Below are 18,197 nucleotides of genomic sequence, written 5' to 3'. Positions count from 1 at the left end.
CGGATGTCACTCGCACCACTCGCGCGCATCCCCAAGGCCGAGCTCCACCTGCACATCGAAGGCACCCTCGAACCCGAGCTCGCCTTCGAACTCGCCCGCCGCAACGGCATCACCCTGCCGTACGCCGACACCGAGGAACTGCGCAAGGCGTACCTCTTCGCCGACCTGCAGTCCTTCCTCGACCTCTACTACTCGCTGATGGCCGTCCTCGTCACCGAGGACGACTTCGAGGCGCTCGCCGACGCCTATCTCGCGCGCGCCGCCGAGCAGGGCGTGCGGCACGCAGAGATCTTCTTCGACCCGCAGGCGCACGCGGCGCGCGGCGTCGCGATGGGGACCGTCGTCGAGGGGCTGCACCGGGCGCTCGCCCGCAGCGAGGAGCGGCACGGGATCTCGACCAAGCTCATCATGTGCTTCCTGCGGGACCAGTCGGCCGAGTCGGCGATGGAGACCCTGGAGGCCGCGAAGCCGTACCTCGACAGGATCGTCGGCGTCGGGCTCGACTCCGCGGAGGTCGGCAACCCCGCGTCCAAGTTCCGCGAGGTGTACGCGGCGGCCGACGCGCTGGGCCTGCGCAAGGTCGCGCACGCGGGCGAGGAGGGCGACCCCTCGTACGTGTGGGAGGCCCTGGACATCCTCGGTGTCGAGCGCGTCGACCACGGCCTGCGCTCTCTTGAGGACCCGGAGCTCGTGACCCGCCTCGTCCGGGACCGGATCCCGCTCACGCTGTGCCCGCTGTCGAACGTGCGGCTGCGCGCCATCGACATGCTGGAGGACCACCCGCTGGTCAAGATGATGGACGCGGGCCTGCTGTGCACCGTGAACTCCGACGACCCGTCCTACTTCGGCGGCTACGTCGGAGACACCTTCCACGCCGTCCACGAGGCGCTGGGCCTCGACCACGACCGAGTGCGGGAACTGGCCCGCAACTCGTTCGTGGCGTCCTTCCTCGACGGCAGCGAGGCGGAGGAAGCGCTCCGGGCGCGCTACATCGCCGAGGTCGAGGCGTACGAGCTGGACGACATCTCCGGCTGATCCTGTGCGAGGGGCTCCGGCTCGACGCCGTCGGGGCCCACCGCCGTGAACGCCGTGTACGCGGGCGTCTCCACGGTCGTCTCGATGTCGAACAGCTCGACCACCGGCTGCTCCAGCACACCCGACGGCGGCACCGTCGCGCCGACCGGGGCGCCGCTGTGGCGCCGTACCGCCCCCGCGAACAGCGGGCGGCCACCGGTGTGCAGGGTCACCGCGGTGAGCGGCACCGCGAGCAGCAGCAGCGCGGCGGCGAGCACCGCGCCCATCACCGGGAAGCCGGCCGACTGGGCCAGCAGGCTGCCCGCCAGGGGACCGCACGCGGTGCCCAGCGAGGACGCCGAACCCATCAGGACCGCCCACCGTCCGCGCGGGTCGAGGGAGGCCGCGAGACCGAGGACGTACGACAGGACCACCGGGTAGAGGGTGTTCCAGGCGATCTCGCCGGTGGCGAAGGACGCGAGGTCGTCCGCGCGGGCGCTGATCAGGACGCAAGCGGCGATGGCGGCCGTGCCCACGCCGATGGGCAGCGCGCGGCCCAGGCGGACGCCGACCGCGCCCGCGCCGATCACTCCGAGCAGCCCGACGCCGAGCGCCACCGCGAAGACCGAGCCGACCGCGACCTCGGACAGGCCGGCCTGTTCGGTGCCGATGCGGCTGCTGACGCCCCACAGCGCGTTCTGCGCCATCGACCAGCAGACCAGCGTCACCGCGAGGACCAGGCCCGAACGGGCGTGGGGGAGCGGCGACTTGGGGGCCGGTGCGGCGTGGTTGTCCGGGGTGGCCGGTCCGTCGAGCCGGCCCGTCGCGGGCCACACGGTGAGCGCGGTCGCGGCGAGCGCGGCGAACGGCAGGGCGCTGCCCTCGCTGATCCGCGGGATGGTCAGGTACAGGCCGCACGCGAGCGCGGACACGGTCAGCAGGCCGAGCGTCGAGGCGCGGTGCGGGTCCTTCTGGGCGGCGATCCCGGTGGCCGCGACCGCCGTCGCCGTGCCCGAGCCGAAGCCGCCGAGCATCGCACCCGCGACGACCAGCGGAGTGGTGGCGGCGAGGGCCGCGGTGCCGTAGCCGACGGCGGCGAGCAGCAGTCCGGCGCGGGCCGCGCGGCGGGCGCCGACCCGTTCGACGCGGGCCGCGAGGGTGAGCCCCGCGGCGGCCGAGCTCAGCAGCAGCGCACTGCCGACGAGACCGGCCTGAGTGGGAGAGAGCCGCAGGTCGGCGGCGACTCTGCCGACGATGGTGGGCAGGAGATAGGCGGCGAGGTAGCCGGCCGTGAAGAGGGCTATGAGCGCGGGCCGGGACGTACGCGAGGACACGGGCGTTCCTATGAACGGCCCCTTGCCTTGGACGCTGTTTTGGGCAAGGGGGTGCTACGGCAGGGGAGTTGGGAGCGCGACGTCTTTGCGAACGGGACCGAACCGGGGACGTGGGCGCGGCCAATTTGTATCAAGTCCATGAGGGGTACATGAAGGCGGGATCCTGTGACGCGCGACACATTTGGTTTGGGGGGTGTTTCGCCGGGCAGGAGTGGCGTTTTTCCTGTGGCCCACCCGACGAAACGTCCGCAGGTATTCGTGCGACTCGCGGGTCGCCAGATACGCCACGTCGAAGCCGTCGAGCCGCCCCAGGTGGATCGTCTCGCCGAGCCCGTCACGTCCGTGCGCACCCAGCCGCGCTCGATGAGCGTCTGCAGCAGCGCGTACATGGAGCTGCGCGGCACCGCGAGTTCGTCGGCGAGCTCCTGGAGCCGCTTCGTGACAGGTTGATGTCGTCCCCCGGGGTACGGGGACCGGTCGTGCACACTGTCCGGACCCGTACCACTGCAGGGAGCGCGACGTGACCTCCACACGACCCAGAACGGACCCCCTCGCGGCGCTGCGCACCACGGCCGACCCGCCCTACGACGTCTATCTCACCGGCACCGTCTTCCTCGACATCATCTTCACCGGCCTCGACAGCGCGCCCGTGCGGGGGACGGAGTCGTGGGCGCGCGGCATGGGGTCGAGCCCCGGCGGGATCGCGAACATGGCGACGGCGCTCGCCCGGCTCGGCCTGCGCACCTCGCTCGCCGCGGCCTTCGGCGACGACCACTACGGCGAGTACTGCTGGGACGCCCTCGAACACGGCGAGGGCATCGACCTCAGCTACGCGCGGACCGTGCCCGGCTGGCACTCGCCCGTCACCGTGTCCATGGCGTACGAGGGCGAACGCACGATGGTGAGCCACGGGCACGAGCCGCCACCCGTCGAGCCCGCGCCCGACTGCCCGCCGCGCGCCAGGGCCGCCGTCGCCTCGCTCGTCCCCGGCACCGAGGAACCGTGGGTCGCGACGGCCGCGCGCTCCGGGACGCAGATCTTCGCCGACGTCGGCTGGGACGACACCGGCCGCTGGGACCTGGCGGCGCTGCCCGGCCTGCGGCACTGCGAGGCGTTCCTGCCGAACGCCGAGGAGGCGATGCGCTACACCCGCACGTCCTGCCCCCGCGCCGCCGCGCACGCGCTCACCGAACACGTGCCGGTGGCCGTGGTGACGCTCGGCGCCGAAGGTGCGTACGCCGTGGACGGGCGGACCGGCGAGACGGCCTCCGTCCCGGCCATCGAGGTCGAGGCCCTCGACCCCACCGGGGCAGGGGACGTCTTCGTCGCCGGCTTCGTCACCGCGACCCTCGCCGGCTGGCCGCTCGCCGACCGCCTCGCCTTCGCCGGCCTCACCGCGGCCCTCTCCGTCCAGGAGTTCGGCGGCTCCCTGTCGGCGCCGGGCTGGTCGGAGATCGCGGCCTGGTGGAAGGAGGCCCGCTCGAACGACCACCAGAACAGCTGCGCCCTGGACCGCTACACCTTCCTGGACCCCGTCCTCCCGGACACCTCCCGGGCCTGGCCCCTGCGCCGCGCGGTCCCCACGATCGGCTTCGGACGGTCGGCGTAGCCGGCACCTGCCACCAGGCCCCACCCGTATCCGAAACCCACTCGGCGTTGTCGTACCCGCGCCGTACCCTTGACGGTGCAGGACAGCACCGCAGAAGACACCGCTGAGAAAGTCCCGTACGGGGAGGAAGCAAGGGCCACCGGCCCGGCTCATGACGCAGACACCATCCAGCGCCCGCGCACAGTTCACCGTTCCGCCGAAGCACCCCATGGTCGAGGTGCTGGGATCCGGGGACGCGCTGCTGCGAGTGATCGAGAAGGCCTTCCCGGAGGCCGACATCCACGTCCGGGGCAACGAGATCAGCGCGACCGGAGAGCCGGCGGAAGTCGCCCTCATCCAGCGCCTGTTCGACGAGATGATGCTGGTCCTGAGGACAGGGGCACCGATGACCGAGGACGCCGTGGAGCGCTCCATCGCCATGCTGAAGACGACGCAGAACGGCGGGGGTGACGGCCAGGAGACCCCGGCCGAGGTCCTCACGCAGAACATCCTGTCGTCGCGCGGCCGCACCATCCGCCCCAAGACGCTGAACCAGAAGCGCTACGTCGACGCGATCGACAAGCACACGATCGTCTTCGGCATCGGCCCCGCCGGTACCGGAAAGACGTACCTCGCGATGGCGAAGGCGGTGCAGGCCCTCCAGTCCAAGCAGGTCAACCGCATCATCCTGACTCGCCCGGCGGTGGAGGCGGGGGAGCGGCTGGGATTCCTCCCGGGGACGCTCTACGAGAAGATCGACCCGTACCTGCGCCCGCTGTACGACGCCCTGCACGACATGCTCGACCCGGACTCGATCCCGCGGCTGATGGCGGCGGGGACCATCGAGGTGGCGCCGCTGGCATACATGCGTGGAAGGACGTTGAATGATGCATTCATCATTCTCGACGAGGCGCAGAACACCAGCCCCGAGCAGATGAAGATGTTCCTCACCCGCCTCGGCTTCGACTCGAAGATCGTCATCACCGGTGACGTGACGCAGGTCGACCTGCCGGGGGGCACGAAGAGTGGTCTGCGGCAGGTGCAGGACATCCTGGACGGGGTCGACGACGTGCACTTCTCGCGGCTCAGCTCGCAGGATGTCGTCCGGCACAAGCTCGTCGGCCGTATCGTCGACGCGTACGAGAAGTACGACACCGAGCACGGTACGGAGAACGGCTCCCGCAAGAGCCGCCCCAGAGGGAAGTAGAACAACAGCGCCATGTCGATCGACGTCAACAACGAGTCCGGAACCGAGGTCGATGAGCAGGCGATCCTCGACATCGCCCGCTATGCGCTCGGCCGGATGCGGATCCATCCCCTGTCCGAGCTGTCCGTGATCGTCGTGGATGCCGACGCCATGGAGCAGCTGCACGTGCAGTGGATGGACCTGCCGGGGCCGACGGACGTCATGTCGTTCCCGATGGACGAGCTGCGGCCGCCGATGAAGGACGAGGAGGAGGCCCCGCAGGGTCTGCTCGGTGACATCGTGCTGTGCCCGGAGGTCGCCAAGAAGCAGGGTGAGGACGCGCCGACGCAGCACTCCATGAACGAGGAGCTCCAGCTCCTGACCGTGCACGGGGTGCTGCACCTGCTCGGGTACGACCACGAGGAGCCCGACGAGAAGGCCGAGATGTTCGGGCTTCAGGCGGGCATCGTGGACGGCTGGCGTGCGGAGAAGGGGCTGACGGGGCCGTCGCCGGCGCCGACCGTGTCATGAGTTTCTCGTTGATCGCCGGGGCCGTCGCGCTGGTCGTGATCGCCTGGCTCGCGGCCTGCGCGGAGGCCGGTCTCGCGCGGGTGTCGAGCTTCCGTGCCGAGGAGGCCGTGCGGTCCGGGCGGCGCGGCGGCGCCAAGCTCTCGCAGGTGGCCGCCGACCCGACGCGCTATCTGAACGTGGCGCTCCTGGTGCGCGTCGCCTGCGAGATGGCCGCCGCCGCGCTCGTCACGTACGCGTGCCTGGAGGAGTTCCCCGAGACGTGGGAGGCGCTGCTCGTCGCCATCGGCGTGATGGTGCTGGTGTCGTACGTGGCCGTGGGGGTGTCGCCGCGCACCATCGGCCGGCAGCACCCGCTGAACACCGCGACGGCGGCGGCGTACGTGCTGCTGCCGCTGGCCCGGATCATGGGGCCGATCCCGCCGCTGCTGATCCTCATCGGTAACGCGCTGACGCCCGGCAAGGGCTTCCGGCGCGGCCCGTTCGCCTCCGAGGCCGAGCTGCGGGCCATGGTCGACCTCGCCGAGAAGGAGTCCCTCATCGAGGACGAGGAGCGCCGCATGGTGCACTCCGTCTTCGAGCTGGGTGACACGCTCGTGCGGGAGGTGATGGTGCCGCGCACCGACCTCGTCGTCATCGAGCGGTACAAGACGATCCGGCAGGCGCTCACGCTCGCGCTCAGGTCGGGTTTCTCCCGTATACCGGTGGTCGGCGAGAGCGAGGACGACGTCGTCGGCGTCGTGTATTTGAAGGATCTTTCGCGCAAGACGCACATCAATCGCGATGCCGAGGCCGAGCTGGTGTCCACCGCGATGCGGCCCGCGACCTTCGTGCCGGACACCAAGAACGCGGGTGACCTGCTGCGCGAGATGCAGCAGCTGCGCACGCACGTCGCCGTCGTCATCGACGAGTACGGCGGCACGGCGGGCATCGTCACCATCGAGGACATCCTGGAGGAGATCGTCGGCGAGATCACCGACGAGTACGACCGCGAGGTGTCCTCCGTGGAGGAGCTGGGCGACGAGCGGTTCCGGGTGACGTCCCGCCTCGACATCGGGGACCTCGGTGAGCTGTACGGCATCGAGGAGTTCGACGACGAGGACGTGGAGACGGTGGGCGGGCTGCTCGCCAAGGCGCTCGGCCGGGTTCCTATCGCCGGGGCGTCATCACTGGTCACGCTGCCCGACGGGCGGGAGCTGCGGCTGACGGCGGAGGCCGCGGCGGGCCGCCGGAACAAGATCGTGACCGTGCTCTCGGAGCCGGTGGGCGAGGACAAGGAGGAGGTCACCGGGTGACTCCTCAGGAGCTGCGAGCGTTCTGCCTGTCGTTCAACGCGGCGGTGGAGGACTTCCCGTTCGGTCCGGAGATCTCCGTCTTCAAGGTGCTCGGCAAGATGTTCGCGCTCTCGCACCTGGACGGCCGCCCGCTGACCGTCAACCTCAAGTGCGACCCCGAGGACGCGCTGCGGCAGCGCGGCGAGTACGAGGGGGTCGTCGTGCCGGGCTGGCACATGAACAAGCGGCACTGGAACACGGTGACCGTGGACCGGCCCGCCGAGCTCCCGGACCGGGTGGTCCGGGAGCTCATCGAGGACTCGTACGACCTGGTGGTGGCGGGTCTGCCGCGTGCCGAGCGGCTGCGCCTCGACCGGTCCTAGGCGCGCTGGGCGCGCTTCGTGCGCAGCCCCAGCGCCACCAGCGCCGCCGCCGCCAGGATGAGCGCCGCGTCCAGGGCGATCACCGTGTGCACTCCGGTCAGCAGGTCCGTGGACGTCGTCGCGAGGACGCCGAGGAGCGGGATGCCGACCGTCATGCCGAGCTGCTGGGTGGAGGTGACCAGGCCGGTGGCGAGGCCCTGCTCGGCGTCCGGGACGCCGGAGGTGACGGTGAGTCCGTACGAGATGATCGCGCCGAGGTGGCACATGCTGGCCAGCGATACGGCGGCCGTCGCGAGCCACACGGAGGCGCCGCCGGTGCCGATGCCGAGGAGTGCGGCGACGAGCACGCCCTGTCCGGCGAGCGAGCCGACCAGGGTGCGACGGGCGCCGAAGCGGCCGACGACCTTCGGGACGTAGGCGCCCGCGACCGCCGACAGGACGCCCTGGACGCCGAAGACGAGGCCGGTCTCGAAGGCGGAGAGGTGCAGCACGTCCTGGAGGTAGAGGGTCAGGACGAAGACGACCGTCGTCATCATCGAGAAGGTGATCAGGCCGCCCACGTTGCCCCACGCGATGGTGCGGCGGCGCAGCATCGGCAGGGAGACCAGCGGCTGGGCGCTGCGGGACTCGATGCGGCCGAACGCGGCGAGCAGGGCGAGGCCCGCGACCAGCGTGACGAGGACGTCGGTGCGGCCGAAGCCGACCTCCGCCGCCGTGGACAGCGCGTAGATCAGGGCGAGCAGCCCGCCGGTGACCGTGACGGCGCCGGGGACGTCGAGGCGCGGCCGGTCCGGGGTGCGGGACTCGGGCAGCAGGCCGGGGGCGAGCGCCAGCACGATCAGCGCGAAGACCGTCAGCAGGCCCATCGTGGAGCGCCAGCCGAGGGTGTCGGTGAGGACGCCGCCGAGCACCATGCCGACGGTGAAGCCGAGGGAGAGCAGCGTTCCGGAGATGCCGAGGGCGCGGTCGCGCTGCGGGCCCTCCGGGAACGTCGTGGTCAGCAGTGACATGCCGGTCGGCACGATCGCCGCCGCGCCCACGCCCTGCAGCGCGCGGCCCGCGAGGAAGGACGCCGGGTCCCAGGCGAACGTCGCGAGCAGCGAGGCCGCGCCGAACAGGGCGAGCCCGGTCAGGAAGATCCTGCGCCGTCCGTACAGGTCGCCGATCCGCCCGAAGAGGAGCAGGAAGCCGCCGGACGGCAGGGCGAAGGCGGTCACCGCCCACTGCAGTGCGGACGTGCTCATGCCGAGGTCGGGACCGAGCACCGGCAGCGCCACGTTCAGCACGGAGAAGTCGAGCGCCACCATGAACTGGGCGGCGCACAGGACGAAGAGGACGAGCTTGTCGCGGCCCGAGAGGCGGGGCGCGGTGGGTGGTTGGGGCAGGGGAGCCGTGGAGGTTGCGGTGTCGATCGCCATGGTCGAGAGCCTCGTACGACCGGAATATCCGTGGAGAGTGGGAACTTATGCTGGTGGTCGGACCACCAGGCAAGCGGGGGGAGTTGTACGTGGCCGAGAGCGCAGCGCTCAAGAAGCACCGGCTCAGCGAGTTGCGGGAGTTCCTGATGAGCCGTCGGGCGCGGGTCTCGCCCACCGAGGCGGGCCTGCCCGACGGTGGTGCCCGCAGGCGGACGCCGGGCCTGCGCCGCGAGGAGGTCGCGGTGCTCGCGGGCGTCGGCGCCTCCTGGTACCAGTGGCTGGAGCAGGGCCGGGACATCTCGGTGTCGCCGCAGGTGCTCGACGCCGTGGCGCGGGTGTTGAAGATGAGCAGTTCCGAGCGGCGCCACCTGTATGTGCTCGCAGGGCTCAACCCGCCCGCGTACGAGGTGGAGCCGGGCGATCAGCAGATGTGCGACGGGCTGCAGCGGCTCATCGACGCCTGGATGCCGTTCCCCGCGCACATCATGGACGCGTACTACAACTGCGTGATGTACAACGACGCGGCGTCGATCGTCCTCGCGATGCGCCCGGAGAACCGGCAGAACTGCGTCATCGACTTCTTCACCGACTCCCTCTACCGCGCCCGCAGCGAGAGCTGGGAGCAGAACGCGGCGACGGTCGTCGCCCAGTTCCGTGCCGCCTGCTCGGAGTGCCCGGACGACGAGGGGTTCCAGGAGGTGGTCGCCGAACTGAAGGCGGTGAGCCCGGAGTTCGTGGAGCTGTGGGAGCGCCGCGACATCAAGGCGCAGGGGCAGGTCCGCAAGGAGCTGACGCATCCCGTGGCCGGGCTGCTTCACCTGGAGTCGACCGCCATGAAGATCCCCGCGCGGCCGGACCTGACGGTCGTGCTGCACACGCCGCTTGCCGAGGCGGACACGGCGGCGAAGCTGGAGTGGCTGGCGTCGCCGGAGGGGCGGCGCGGCGCGATGTATCCGGTGGCCGGGTGAACACCCTGGTGGGCGTCTTCCATATGCTCACCCCATGACTGAGAGCACCGACCTCGGCCCCGAGGACCGCAAGATCGTCACCCTGGCCCGCTCCACGCGGGCCCGCAATGGCGTGCCCGAGGGTGCGGCCGTGCGTGACGAGACGGGGCGCACCTACGTCGCGGGCACCGTCGCCCTCGACTCCCTGAAGCTGAGCGCGCTGCAGACGGCCGTCGCCATGGCCGTGGCGTCCGGCGCGCAGTCCCTGGAGGCGGCGGCCGTCGTCTCCGCGTCGGACGAGCTTCCGGCGGAGGACCTCGCGGCCGTGCGCGACCTGGGCGGGGCCGGTACGCCGGTGTTCCTCGCCGGGGGCGACGGCGCCGTGAAGGAGACGCTGCCGGCCGGCTGAACTCCCTTGCCGCGCAAGGCTTTGTGAGCACGCTCACGCCCGCCGCACACCCGGGTCCGACGGCCCGGTGCGGCGGGCGTCGTGCGTGGGGGCGCGGGGGCCCGGGGAGCGGCCGGCGGGACGTTCGGCCCGGGGCGCAGGTCCCGGCGGGGCGGGGCCCCGGGCGGGGACCGAAGGGCGGTCCGGTGGGACGGGCGGCCCATGGGACGGGGGTTCGGCGTGGCTCACGGTGGAGAGGTCGCCCGCTGCGGCAGCCGACCGACCGGCCGCCGTGCCGGGCGACCCACCACGTCCCCAAACAAAGGTTCTGCTTCGTGTTCTCCGCCGCGCTTCGTCGTCCCACCGCCCGTATGTCCCGTACCCGCCGTCTGGGCACCGCCGCCGTGCTGGCCGGTGCCAGCGGGATGCTGGTGCTCGCCGGTACCGGCAGCGCGTCGGCCGCCACCGGGGCGTCGGCGTCCCAGTGGCAGTCCGTCGCCCAGTGCGAGGCCAGTGGGAACTGGGCCGCGAACACGGGGAACGGGTTCTCCGGCGGGCTCCAGTTCACGCCTTCCACGTGGGCGGCGTACGGCGGTACGCAGTACGCGTCCGCTGCGCACCAGGCCACTCCGCAGGAGCAGATGTCCGTGGCCAACAAGGTCCTCGCGGACCAGGGCCCGGGCGCGTGGCCGGTCTGCGGCGCGAAGGCGGGCCTCTGACCGGGGCCACTTAAGCCCCGCCGGCGATTGAGGCGCGGGGTCCGGGGCAGAGCCCCGAGACGTCAACCCCGACGGGGCGAAAGATTGGGGCTCTGCCCCATACCCCGCTGCTCAATCGCCGCAGGGGCTTGATTTACCGGACCTGCGCTGGACCGGAGGTCAGATCGCGTCCGGGCCGCGGTCGCCCGTGCGGACGCGGATGACCGTGTCGACCGGGACCGCCCACACCTTGCCGTCGCCGATCTTCCCGGTCCGCGCGGCCCGCACGATCGCGTCCATCGCCGGTTCGAGGTCCGCGTCCTCGACGACGACCTCGATCCGCGCCTTCGGCACCAGGTCGACCTGGTACTCGGCCCCCCGGTACACCTCCGTGTGCCCGCGCTGACGGCCGTAGCCGCTGGCCTCGGTCACGGTCAGGCCGTCCACTCCCAGCTCCCGCAGCGCGGTCTTGACCTCGTCGAGGCGGAACGGCTTCACGACCGCGGTGATCAGCTTCATGACGCGACCTTTCGGGAGACGGGGGCGGCACTCAGGACGCCGTGATCGTACGCACTCTCCGCGTGCGCCGTCTGGTCGAGCCCGGTCAGCTCCTCGTCGGCCGCCGCCCGGAAGCCCATCAGCTTGTCGATGGCCTTCCCGATCCCGTACGTGACGAGGAAGGTGTAGGCCGCGACCACGACCACCGCGAGCAGCTGCTTGCCGAGCTGCCCGAACCCGCCGCCGTAGAAGAGGCCCTCCTTGGTGGCGGAGCCGGTCATCGCGGAGGTCGCGAAGAGGCCGATGAGGACCGTGCCGATCACGCCGCCGATGAAGTGCACGCCGACGACGTCGAGGGAGTCGTCGTAGTGGAATCGCAGCTTCCAGGCGACGGCGTACGAGCAGACGACACCCGCCGCGAGTCCGACGACCGCCGCGCCCGGTACGCCCACGACCCCGCAGGCCGGGGTGATCGCGACCAGTCCCGCCACCGCGCCCGAGGCCGCGCCGAACGTCGTCGGGTGCCCGTCCCGCCGCTGCTCGACGAACAGCCAGCCCAGCAGCCCCGTGCAGCCCGCGATCAGGGTGTTGAACAGGGACGCCGCCGCGATGCCGTTCGCGCCGAGCGCCGAGCCGCCGTTGAAGCCCAGCCAGCCGAACCACAGCAGGCCCGCGCCCATGACCACCATCGGCAGGTTGTGCGGGCGCATCGCGTCCTTCTTGAAGCCGATGCGCGGGCCGAGGACGAGGCAGAGGGCCAGACCGGAGGCGCCGGACGCGATTTCCACGACCAGCCCGCCCGCGAAGTCCAGCGCGCCGAGCTGCGTGCTGATCCAGCCTCCCGGGCCCCACACCCAGTGCGCCACGGGAACGTATACGAGCAGCGCCCAGACGGGTACGAAGACCAGCCACGCCCCGAACTTCGTACGGTCCGCGACCGCTCCGCTGATCAGCGCCGCGGTGAGGATCGCGAAGGTCAGCTGGAAGGTCGTGAAGAGGAAGGTGGGGACCGTGCCGGTCACGTCGGACGGGCCGATGCCCACCATGCCCGCGTGCTCCAGGCCGCCGATCAGGCCCGCGAAGGCGTCGTCGCCGAAGGCGAGCGAGTAGCCCGCGACCAGCCACACCACCGTCACGAGGGCGATCGACACGAAGCTCATCATCAGCATGTTGAGGACGCTCTTCGAGCGGACCATGCCGCCGTAGAAGAGCGCGAGCCCCGGTGTCATGAGCAGGACGAGCGCGGTGGCGGCGAGCAGCCAGGCGGTGTCGCCGGTGTCGAGTGCGGGGGCGGCCAGGGGCACGGTCGTGGCAGGCATGCGGATCAGCGTCACGGGTGCGCGTTTCCGGAACCGCACGCTCGGGTTTCCGCCGTGTTTCTTGTTGCCGGGCGGTTACCGGGGCCTCACTGTGCTGCGGCACCCCCGCCATCGGGGACAATGGGCGCCATGAGCGCTCGTACCCAGCAGTCCCAGTCGTCGAATTCCTCGGAGCCCGTGCACCGCGCCGGCTTTGCCTGCTTCGTCGGCCGCCCCAACGCGGGCAAGTCCACCCTCACGAACGCTCTGGTCGGCAAGAAGGTGGCCATCACCGCCGACCAGCCGCAGACCACGCGGCACACCGTGCGCGGCATCGTGCACCGCGAGGACGCGCAGCTGATCCTGGTGGACACCCCCGGCCTGCACAAGCCGCGCACCCTGCTGGGCGAGCGCCTCAACGACGTGGTGCGCACCACGTGGGCCGAGGTCGACGTGATCGGCTTCTGCCTGCCCGCCGACCAGAAGCTCGGCCCCGGTGACAAGTTCATCGCCAAGGAACTCGCGTCGATCAAGAAGACGCCGAAGGTGGCCATCGTCACCAAGACGGACCTCGTCGACAGCAAGGCGCTCGCCGAGCAGCTCATCGCGATCGACCAGCTCGGCAAGGAGCTGGGCATCGAGTGGGCGGAGATCGTGCCGGTGTCGGCGGTCGGCCATCAAGAAGGGGTGGAACGTAGTTCCTCGAACAAGGGCGGTGGTGGGAGAGGGGCAGGCCAGGTGGACCTGCTGGCCGATCTGCTGATCCCGATGCTGCCCGAGGGGCCGATGCTCTACCCGGAGGGCGACCTCACGGACGAGCCCGAGCAGGTCATGGTCGCGGAGCTGATCCGCGAGGCCGCGCTCGAGGGCGTGCGGGACGAGCTGCCGCACTCCATCGCCGTCGTGGTGGAGGAGATGCTGCCGCGCGAGGACCGGCCGAAGGACAAGCCGCTCCTCGACATCCACGCGTTCGTCTACATCGAGCGGCCCAGCCAGAAGGGCATCATCATCGGCCCGAAGGGCAAGCGGCTCAAGGACGTCGGCATCAAGTCCCGCAAGCAGATCGAGGCGCTCCTCGGCACGCCGGTCTACCTGGACCTGCACGTCAAGGTCGCCAAGGACTGGCAGCGCGACCCGCGCCAGCTGCGCAAGCTCGGTTTCTGACCCTCTACGGCTGGACCGGGTCGCTCGGCGTCAGGTCCTGGAGCCCTATCACCCGCAGCAGCTCGAGCCGTTCGTACGTCTCCGTGCCCGGCCGCGCCGAGTGCACGACGAGCTGCTGGCTGTGCCCGTCGCCGACCAGGACCTCGCAGTCCAGGTCGAGGGCGCCGACCACGGGGTGCAGGAACCGTTTCGGTGACGGGCGGCGCACCACCACCTCGTGCGAGGCCCACAGCTCCTCGAACTCCTGCGACGCGGCCCGCAGCTCGGCCACGAGCGCGGCAGGGCCCGGATCGTTCGGGCGGGCCGCGCTGACCGCCCGCAGGCTCGCCACGTGGGCCCGGCTGTGCTCCGCGTGCTTCTCGGCCGGGGCCAGGGTGCGGCCCGCCGGGTCCGTGAACCAGCGGCGGATCAGGTTGGTCCCCGTGTGGTCGCCGGTCAGCGCCACCGACATCGTGTTCTGCGCGAGCATCTCGCCCCAGTCGCTCAGCACGCTCGCCGGCAGATCGTGCAGCCGGTCCAGGATCAGCAGCAGCCCCGGCCGCACGTGCACGGACGAGCCGCCCGGCCGCGGCGGCTCCTCGCCGGCCAGATGGAACAGGTGGTCGCGCTCGGCGTCGGTCAGGCGCAGCGCGCGGGCCAGCGCGGTGAGCATCTGCCGCGACGGATGCGAGCCCCGGCGCTGTTCGAGCCGCGTGTAGTAGTCCGCGGACATCCCGGCGAGCTGCGCCACCTCCTCGCGGCGCAGCCCCGGCGTGCGGCGCCGCGGCCCCGCCGTCAGCCCCACGTCGGACGGGTTCAGCCGGGTGCGGCAGCGGCGCAGGAAGTCGGCGAGCTCGGATCGGTTCACCTCTCCAGGATCGCCCGGCGCCGGGCCGCGATCCAGTGCGTACCCAGGGAGTGCCGGTCCCTGGATGAACGCGTCTCTCCCGCCGCGGCCGCCGTCGGCACAGGCTTCAGGCATGGCTACGACATCGCTATCGAGGAGGCGGCCATGCTGACACTGGTGACGGGTGCGACGGGACAGGTCGGGCGGCGCTTCGTGCCCCGGCTGCTGCGGGGCGCGCCGCAGGGCGACCGGGTGCGGGTGCTCGTACGGGACGCGGCGCGCGGCGAGCGGTTCGCGGAGCTGGGCGCCGAGGTGGTCGTCGGCGATCTGCGGGACGTGGACGCGCTGGGCAAGGCGACGGCCGGGGCGGATTCCGTGGTGAATGTGGCCGCGGCCTTCCGGGGAGTGCCGGACGAGGAGGCGCAGGCGGTCAACCGGGATGCCGCGATCGAGCTCGGCCGGGCCGCGGCGGCCTCGGGCGTACGACGGTTCGTGCAGGTCAGTACGGGGCTCGTGTACGGGGCGGGGCGCGGCAGGCCGCTGGTGGAGGACGACGAGACGCGGCCGGGCGGGCACCTGTGGGGCGCCTACCCGCAGTCCAAGTGGGAGGCGGAGCGGGCGCTCGGCGCCATGGAAGGGCTCGACGACCTGCGGATCGGACGGCTGCCCTTCGTGTACGGCGACGGTGACCCGCACCTGGACGACGTCCTTGCGTGGGCGCCGTCCTGGCCCGCCATGCAGCGCCTCCACATGGGCCACCACGCCGATGTGGCCCAGGGCCTGCGGCGCCTGCTGTACGCGGCCGGGGCGTCCGGCGTCTACAACATCGCCGACGACGCCCCGGTGACCACGGTCGACCTGTTCCAGCTCGGCGATCTCCCGGTGCCCCCGGAGGTGTACGAGAAGGAGACCCCGGACCCGTGGCACTCCGTGATGTCGACGGGCCGCATCCGGCACGAGCTGGGCTTCCGCCCGGTCCACCCGACGGTGTGGACGGCTCGGGACGCCGGGGTGATGTAGCGCGGGCGGCGCCTTACGCCACGCCCTTGATCCGCCGCACCAGCAGCGCCCCCGCGAGCCCCACCCCCGCCGCCACCAGGTACAGCACCCGGTACCCGCCCAGCTGGTTCACCAGCGGAGCGGCGAGCGCGGGGGCGGCGACCTGGGGGAGGGAGTTGGCGATGTTGATGACACCGAGGTCCTTGCCGCGGTCGAGCGCCTTCGGCAGGACATCGGTCATCAGCGCGAAGTCGACCGAGGTGAACACGCCGAAGCCGACGCCGAGGACGGCCGCCGCGACGATCGCGCCGGTCCACGTCTGCCAGCCGGCGAGCATCCCGGTCGCCGCCGCCATCAGCACGCCCGACCACAGCACGAACGGCTTGCGCCGCCCCACCCGGTCCGACCAGGCGCCGCCCACCACGACGGTGGCGAGCAGCGTCACCCCGTTCACCGCGGTCAGCACGAGGACCCCCGAGTCCGGGTCGTCGAGGTGCAGCCGGTCGCGCAGGTAGTAGTAGAGGTAGAGCAGGACCAGCGCGTTCCCCAGGTTGATCAGGAAGCGGGTCAGCCACGCCCAGCCGAGGTCCGGGTAGCGCCGCGGGCTCAGCCAGAACCCCGCGGCGAACCGGCGCCACGACCACGCCGGGCGGTCGTGCGGCGCGAGCCGCAGGTCCGGGTGGCGCAGCACGTACGGGGCCACGCCGAGGAGCGTGAAGGCGGCGCACGCCGCGTACCCGGCGCCCACCCCGCCCGCCACCGTCGCGAGCCCCGTGCCGACGACCACGCCGAGGATCTGCGCCGCCCCGAGCCAGCCGCCCACCGCGCCCCGCTGCCGCCGTGGCACCCGGTCGGGGACGGCGGCCGTGACCGCCGCGAACGCCGCGTTCAGGGCCAGCTGCACCAGGCACCAGCCCGCGAACAGCACCCACACCGCGCCCGCGCCCCCGAGCAGCAGCAGCGACAGGGCGCCGCCCGCCGCGCCCGCCACGATCCACGGCGTGCGCCGCCCGTACCGGGACACCGTGCGGTCCGAGAGGGCGCCGAAGAGCGGGTTCGCCGCCAGGGACACCACTGCGCCGACGCCCGTCACCCACGCGAGCAGCGACTCCTTCGACAGGCCGGTGCCCGGCGCGAAGTGCTCGGACTGCCGGGCGAGCAGGATCTGCAGCGGCCCGTACCAGCCGACCCAGATCGCCCCGTTGGCCAGCGAGAGGGCCGCCGTCCAGCCGCGTCCGACCCGCTCGCCCGGCTCCTGAAGGGCGGGGGCCGTCATGCCCGGCGCGCCCGCAGCGCGTCCCGCAGCCAGCCGTACGAGGCCTTCGGGGTGCGCCGCTGCGTCGCATAGTCGACGTGCACGAGCCCGAAGCGCTTCGTGTAGCCCTCCGCCCATTCGAAGTTGTCGAGCAGCGACCAGACGAAGTAGCCGCGCACGTCGACGCCCGCCGTGACGGCCCGGTGCACCGCCCGGATGTGGCCGTCGAGGTACGCGATGCGGTCCTGGTCGTCGAGGCCCTCGTACGCGCAGCCGTTCTCCGTGATGACGAGCGGCGGCAGCCGGTCGCCGTAGCGTTCGCGGAAGCCGACGAGGAGTTCGGTGAGCGCGTCGGGCACCACGGGCCAGCCGAAGTCCGTCGTCGGGTAGCCCTCGATCTCCCTTACGGAGAAGGGGAGTTCGGCGGGGATGGTGATGCCGGCGAAGTCCACGTCGGCGGCGCCGGGCGCGCCCGCCTTCGTCGGCTGGTAGAAGTTGATCCCGTACCAGTCGAGGGTGTCCTCGGAGATCACCTTCAGGTCGGCGGCCACGTCGGCGCCGGGCATCAGCTCCCCGAACCCGTCCGGGTACCGGCCAAGCAGCAGCGGGTCGGAGAAGAGCCGGTTGAGGATGATGTCGTACAGGTCGGCGGCCCCGGTGTCGGCCGGGTCGGCGGAGGCGGGCCAGGTCGGGCCGTGCGAGTTGGCGATCCCGATGTCGCGGGCGCCCGCCGCGCGCAGCGCCCGCGCCGCGAGGCCGTGGGCGAGGAGCTGGTGGTGGGCCACGGGCAGCGCGTCGAAGAGCAGCTTCTTGCCGGGGGCGTGCTCGCCGAGCGCGTGCCCGAGCAGGGTGTGCTCCGCGGGTTCGTTGAGGGTGATCCACTTGCCGACGCGGTCGCCGAGCCGGGCCGCGACCGTCGCCGCGTACTCGGCGAAGCGGGACGCGGTGTCCCGCTCCAGCCAGCCGCCCGCCTCCTGGAGGGACAGCGGCAGGTCCCAGTGGAAGAGCGTCGGGACGGGGCGTACGCCCTGCGCGCACAGCTCGTCGACGAGCCGGTCGTAGAAGTCCAGTCCGCCCGGGGCGAGCACCCGGGGCCACGAGACGGAGAAGCGGTACGCGTCCACGCCCAGGTCGCGGACGAGCGCCACGTCCTCCCGGTAGCGGGCCACGTGGTCGCAGGCCACCTCAGCCGTCGAGCCGTCCTTGATCCGGCCGGGTTCGGCGCCGAACGCGTCCCAGACCGAGGGCACGCGCCCGTCGACGGCGCCCTCGATCTGGTGGGCCGATGTGGAGACGCCCCACAGGAAACCGGGCGGGAAAGCGGGGAGCGGTGCCTCGGTCGCGGTCATGGGCGCGATCATCCGTACCCGTCGGTAGGAAGTCAACGCCCGTGCGGCCG

The 18,197-nt window shown here is 72.0% G+C and carries 18 protein-coding genes and 1 pseudogene; 11 read left to right on the top strand and 8 right to left on the bottom strand.

Features of this window, described 5'->3' with window-relative positions; all coding sequences use genetic code 11:
* Positions 1-3 precede the first annotated feature (3 nt).
* Positions 4-1,035: an adenosine deaminase gene (locus tag ACFV9W_RS08815; protein WP_385757002.1), complete on the top strand. Its 1,032-nt coding sequence runs from the start codon at positions 4-6 to the stop codon at positions 1,033-1,035.
* Here the strand turns inward: ACFV9W_RS08815 and ACFV9W_RS08810 are convergent.
* Positions 987-2,348 (bottom strand): MFS transporter, encoded by a 1,362-nt coding sequence (locus tag ACFV9W_RS08810; protein WP_385757000.1) that lies wholly within the window; start codon positions 2,346-2,348, stop codon positions 987-989. The genes ACFV9W_RS08815 and ACFV9W_RS08810 overlap by 49 nt on opposite strands.
* 222 nt (positions 2,349-2,570) lie before the next feature.
* A pseudogene (locus ACFV9W_RS08805) lies at positions 2,571-2,782 on the bottom strand (helix-turn-helix domain-containing protein); the annotation flags it as partial.
* 86 nt (positions 2,783-2,868) lie between these two features.
* Between ACFV9W_RS08805 and ACFV9W_RS08800 the strand changes: the two are divergent.
* The 5 genes from ACFV9W_RS08800 to ACFV9W_RS08780 all read left to right on the top strand — a co-directional run bounded on the left by ACFV9W_RS08800 (position 2,869) and on the right by ACFV9W_RS08780 (position 7,307).
* Positions 2,869-3,957 carry a carbohydrate kinase family protein gene (locus tag ACFV9W_RS08800; RefSeq protein WP_385756998.1) on the top strand — a complete coding sequence of 363 codons (1,089 nt, stop codon included), beginning with the start codon at positions 2,869-2,871 and terminating at the stop codon, positions 3,955-3,957.
* A 151-nt stretch (positions 3,958-4,108) separates the two neighbouring features.
* Entirely contained in the window at positions 4,109-5,143 is a 1,035-nt protein-coding gene (locus tag ACFV9W_RS08795) for a PhoH family protein (RefSeq protein WP_385756996.1), read from the top strand.
* 12 nt (positions 5,144-5,155) lie between these two features.
* Positions 5,156-5,653 (top strand): rRNA maturation RNase YbeY, encoded by a 498-nt coding sequence (gene ybeY / locus ACFV9W_RS08790; protein ID WP_385756994.1) that lies wholly within the window; start codon positions 5,156-5,158, stop codon positions 5,651-5,653.
* Positions 5,650-6,945, top strand: a complete 1,296-nt coding sequence (locus ACFV9W_RS08785; protein ID WP_385756993.1) for a hemolysin family protein — start codon at positions 5,650-5,652, stop codon at positions 6,943-6,945. The genes ybeY and ACFV9W_RS08785 overlap by 4 nt, the downstream gene beginning before the upstream one ends.
* Positions 6,942-7,307, top strand: a complete 366-nt coding sequence (locus ACFV9W_RS08780) for an MmcQ/YjbR family DNA-binding protein (RefSeq protein WP_385756991.1) — start codon at positions 6,942-6,944, stop codon at positions 7,305-7,307. Before ACFV9W_RS08785 ends, ACFV9W_RS08780 begins: the two co-directional genes overlap by 4 nt.
* Here ACFV9W_RS08780 and ACFV9W_RS08775 read toward each other — a convergent pair.
* On the bottom strand, positions 7,304-8,725 hold the full coding sequence (locus tag ACFV9W_RS08775) for an MFS transporter (RefSeq protein WP_385756989.1): 1,422 nt from the start codon (positions 8,723-8,725) through the stop codon (positions 7,304-7,306). The genes ACFV9W_RS08780 and ACFV9W_RS08775 overlap by 4 nt on opposite strands.
* A 47-nt stretch (positions 8,726-8,772) precedes the next feature.
* Here ACFV9W_RS08775 and ACFV9W_RS08770 point away from each other — a divergent pair, with 47 nt between their 5' ends.
* From ACFV9W_RS08770 to ACFV9W_RS08760, 3 genes are all read left to right on the top strand, one after another.
* Entirely contained in the window at positions 8,773-9,693 is a 921-nt protein-coding gene (locus ACFV9W_RS08770; RefSeq protein ID WP_385756988.1) for a helix-turn-helix transcriptional regulator, read from the top strand.
* Between the two features lie 34 nt (positions 9,694-9,727).
* The gene (locus ACFV9W_RS08765) at positions 9,728-10,081 is read left to right on the top strand and encodes a cytidine deaminase (protein WP_385756986.1); all 354 of its coding nucleotides are present in this window, start codon (positions 9,728-9,730) and stop codon (positions 10,079-10,081) included.
* 350 nt (positions 10,082-10,431) lie between these two features.
* A complete protein-coding gene (locus ACFV9W_RS08760) occupies positions 10,432-10,779 on the top strand; it encodes a transglycosylase family protein (RefSeq protein WP_385756984.1) in 348 nt (115 codons plus the stop codon).
* 159 nt (positions 10,780-10,938) lie between these two features.
* Here ACFV9W_RS08760 and ACFV9W_RS08755 read toward each other — a convergent pair whose 3' ends face one another.
* Together ACFV9W_RS08755 and ACFV9W_RS08750 are read right to left on the bottom strand one after the other, a co-directional pair.
* The gene (locus ACFV9W_RS08755) at positions 10,939-11,277 is read right to left on the bottom strand and encodes a P-II family nitrogen regulator (RefSeq protein WP_326023216.1); all 339 of its coding nucleotides are present in this window, start codon (positions 11,275-11,277) and stop codon (positions 10,939-10,941) included.
* Positions 11,274-12,575: an ammonium transporter gene (locus tag ACFV9W_RS08750; RefSeq protein WP_385756982.1), complete on the bottom strand. Its 1,302-nt coding sequence runs from the start codon at positions 12,573-12,575 to the stop codon at positions 11,274-11,276. The genes ACFV9W_RS08755 and ACFV9W_RS08750 overlap by 4 nt, the downstream gene beginning before the upstream one ends.
* Before the next feature lie 120 nt (positions 12,576-12,695).
* Between ACFV9W_RS08750 and ACFV9W_RS08745 the strand changes: the two genes are divergently transcribed.
* Positions 12,696-13,718, top strand: a complete 1,023-nt coding sequence (locus ACFV9W_RS08745; RefSeq protein ID WP_385756980.1) for a GTPase Era — start codon at positions 12,696-12,698, stop codon at positions 13,716-13,718.
* Between the two features lie 4 nt (positions 13,719-13,722).
* On the opposite strand, the gene ACFV9W_RS08740 is transcribed toward ACFV9W_RS08745, so the two are convergent.
* On the bottom strand, positions 13,723-14,565 hold the full coding sequence (locus ACFV9W_RS08740; RefSeq protein WP_385756978.1) for a helix-turn-helix transcriptional regulator: 843 nt from the start codon (positions 14,563-14,565) through the stop codon (positions 13,723-13,725).
* 144 nt (positions 14,566-14,709) lie between these two features.
* Here ACFV9W_RS08740 and ACFV9W_RS08735 point away from each other — a divergent pair, with 144 nt between their 5' ends.
* Positions 14,710-15,564, top strand: a complete 855-nt coding sequence (locus ACFV9W_RS08735) for an NAD-dependent epimerase/dehydratase family protein (RefSeq protein ID WP_385756976.1) — start codon at positions 14,710-14,712, stop codon at positions 15,562-15,564.
* Between the two features lie 13 nt (positions 15,565-15,577).
* On the opposite strand, the gene ACFV9W_RS08730 is transcribed toward ACFV9W_RS08735, so the two are convergent.
* The gene (locus ACFV9W_RS08730) at positions 15,578-16,819 is read right to left on the bottom strand and encodes an MFS transporter (protein WP_385756974.1); all 1,242 of its coding nucleotides are present in this window, start codon (positions 16,817-16,819) and stop codon (positions 15,578-15,580) included.
* On the bottom strand, positions 16,816-18,147 hold the full coding sequence (locus ACFV9W_RS08725) for a GH1 family beta-glucosidase (RefSeq protein ID WP_385756972.1): 1,332 nt from the start codon (positions 18,145-18,147) through the stop codon (positions 16,816-16,818). The genes ACFV9W_RS08730 and ACFV9W_RS08725 overlap by 4 nt, the downstream gene beginning before the upstream one ends.
* Positions 18,148-18,197: the final 50 nt, after the last annotated feature.

It is taken from the genome of Streptomyces sp. NPDC059897 (assembly GCF_042730865.1).
Lineage (GTDB): Bacteria > Actinomycetota > Actinomycetes > Streptomycetales > Streptomycetaceae > Streptomyces.
This window is presented reverse-complemented; position numbering and strand designations above follow the sequence as displayed.

Bases quoted from the DNA above. Each gene is read 5' to 3' on its own strand.
- ACFV9W_RS08755 (WP_326023216.1), bottom strand. From the start codon at position 11,277: ATGAAGCTGATCACCGCGGTCGTGAAGCCGTTCCGCCTCGACGAGGTC.
- ACFV9W_RS08745 (WP_385756980.1), top strand. From the start codon at position 12,696: ATGGGCGCCATGAGCGCTCGTACCCAGCAGTCCCAGTCGTCGAATTCC.
- ACFV9W_RS08750 (WP_385756982.1), bottom strand. From the start codon at position 12,575: ATGCCTGCCACGACCGTGCCCCTGGCCGCCCCCGCACTCGACACCGGC.
- ACFV9W_RS08775 (WP_385756989.1), bottom strand. From the start codon at position 8,725: ATGGCGATCGACACCGCAACCTCCACGGCTCCCCTGCCCCAACCACCC.
- ACFV9W_RS08770 (WP_385756988.1), top strand. From the start codon at position 8,773: ATGCTGGTGGTCGGACCACCAGGCAAGCGGGGGGAGTTGTACGTGGCC.
- ACFV9W_RS08785 (WP_385756993.1), top strand. From the start codon at position 5,650: ATGAGTTTCTCGTTGATCGCCGGGGCCGTCGCGCTGGTCGTGATCGCC.
- ACFV9W_RS08815 (WP_385757002.1), top strand. From the start codon at position 4: ATGTCACTCGCACCACTCGCGCGCATCCCCAAGGCCGAGCTCCACCTG.
- ACFV9W_RS08730 (WP_385756974.1), bottom strand. From the start codon at position 16,819: ATGACGGCCCCCGCCCTTCAGGAGCCGGGCGAGCGGGTCGGACGCGGC.
- ACFV9W_RS08760 (WP_385756984.1), top strand. From the start codon at position 10,432: ATGTCCCGTACCCGCCGTCTGGGCACCGCCGCCGTGCTGGCCGGTGCC.
- ACFV9W_RS08765 (WP_385756986.1), top strand. From the start codon at position 9,728: ATGACTGAGAGCACCGACCTCGGCCCCGAGGACCGCAAGATCGTCACC.
- ybeY (WP_385756994.1), top strand. From the start codon at position 5,156: ATGTCGATCGACGTCAACAACGAGTCCGGAACCGAGGTCGATGAGCAG.
- ACFV9W_RS08795 (WP_385756996.1), top strand. From the start codon at position 4,109: ATGACGCAGACACCATCCAGCGCCCGCGCACAGTTCACCGTTCCGCCG.
- ACFV9W_RS08725 (WP_385756972.1), bottom strand. From the start codon at position 18,147: ATGACCGCGACCGAGGCACCGCTCCCCGCTTTCCCGCCCGGTTTCCTG.
- ACFV9W_RS08735 (WP_385756976.1), top strand. From the start codon at position 14,710: ATGCTGACACTGGTGACGGGTGCGACGGGACAGGTCGGGCGGCGCTTC.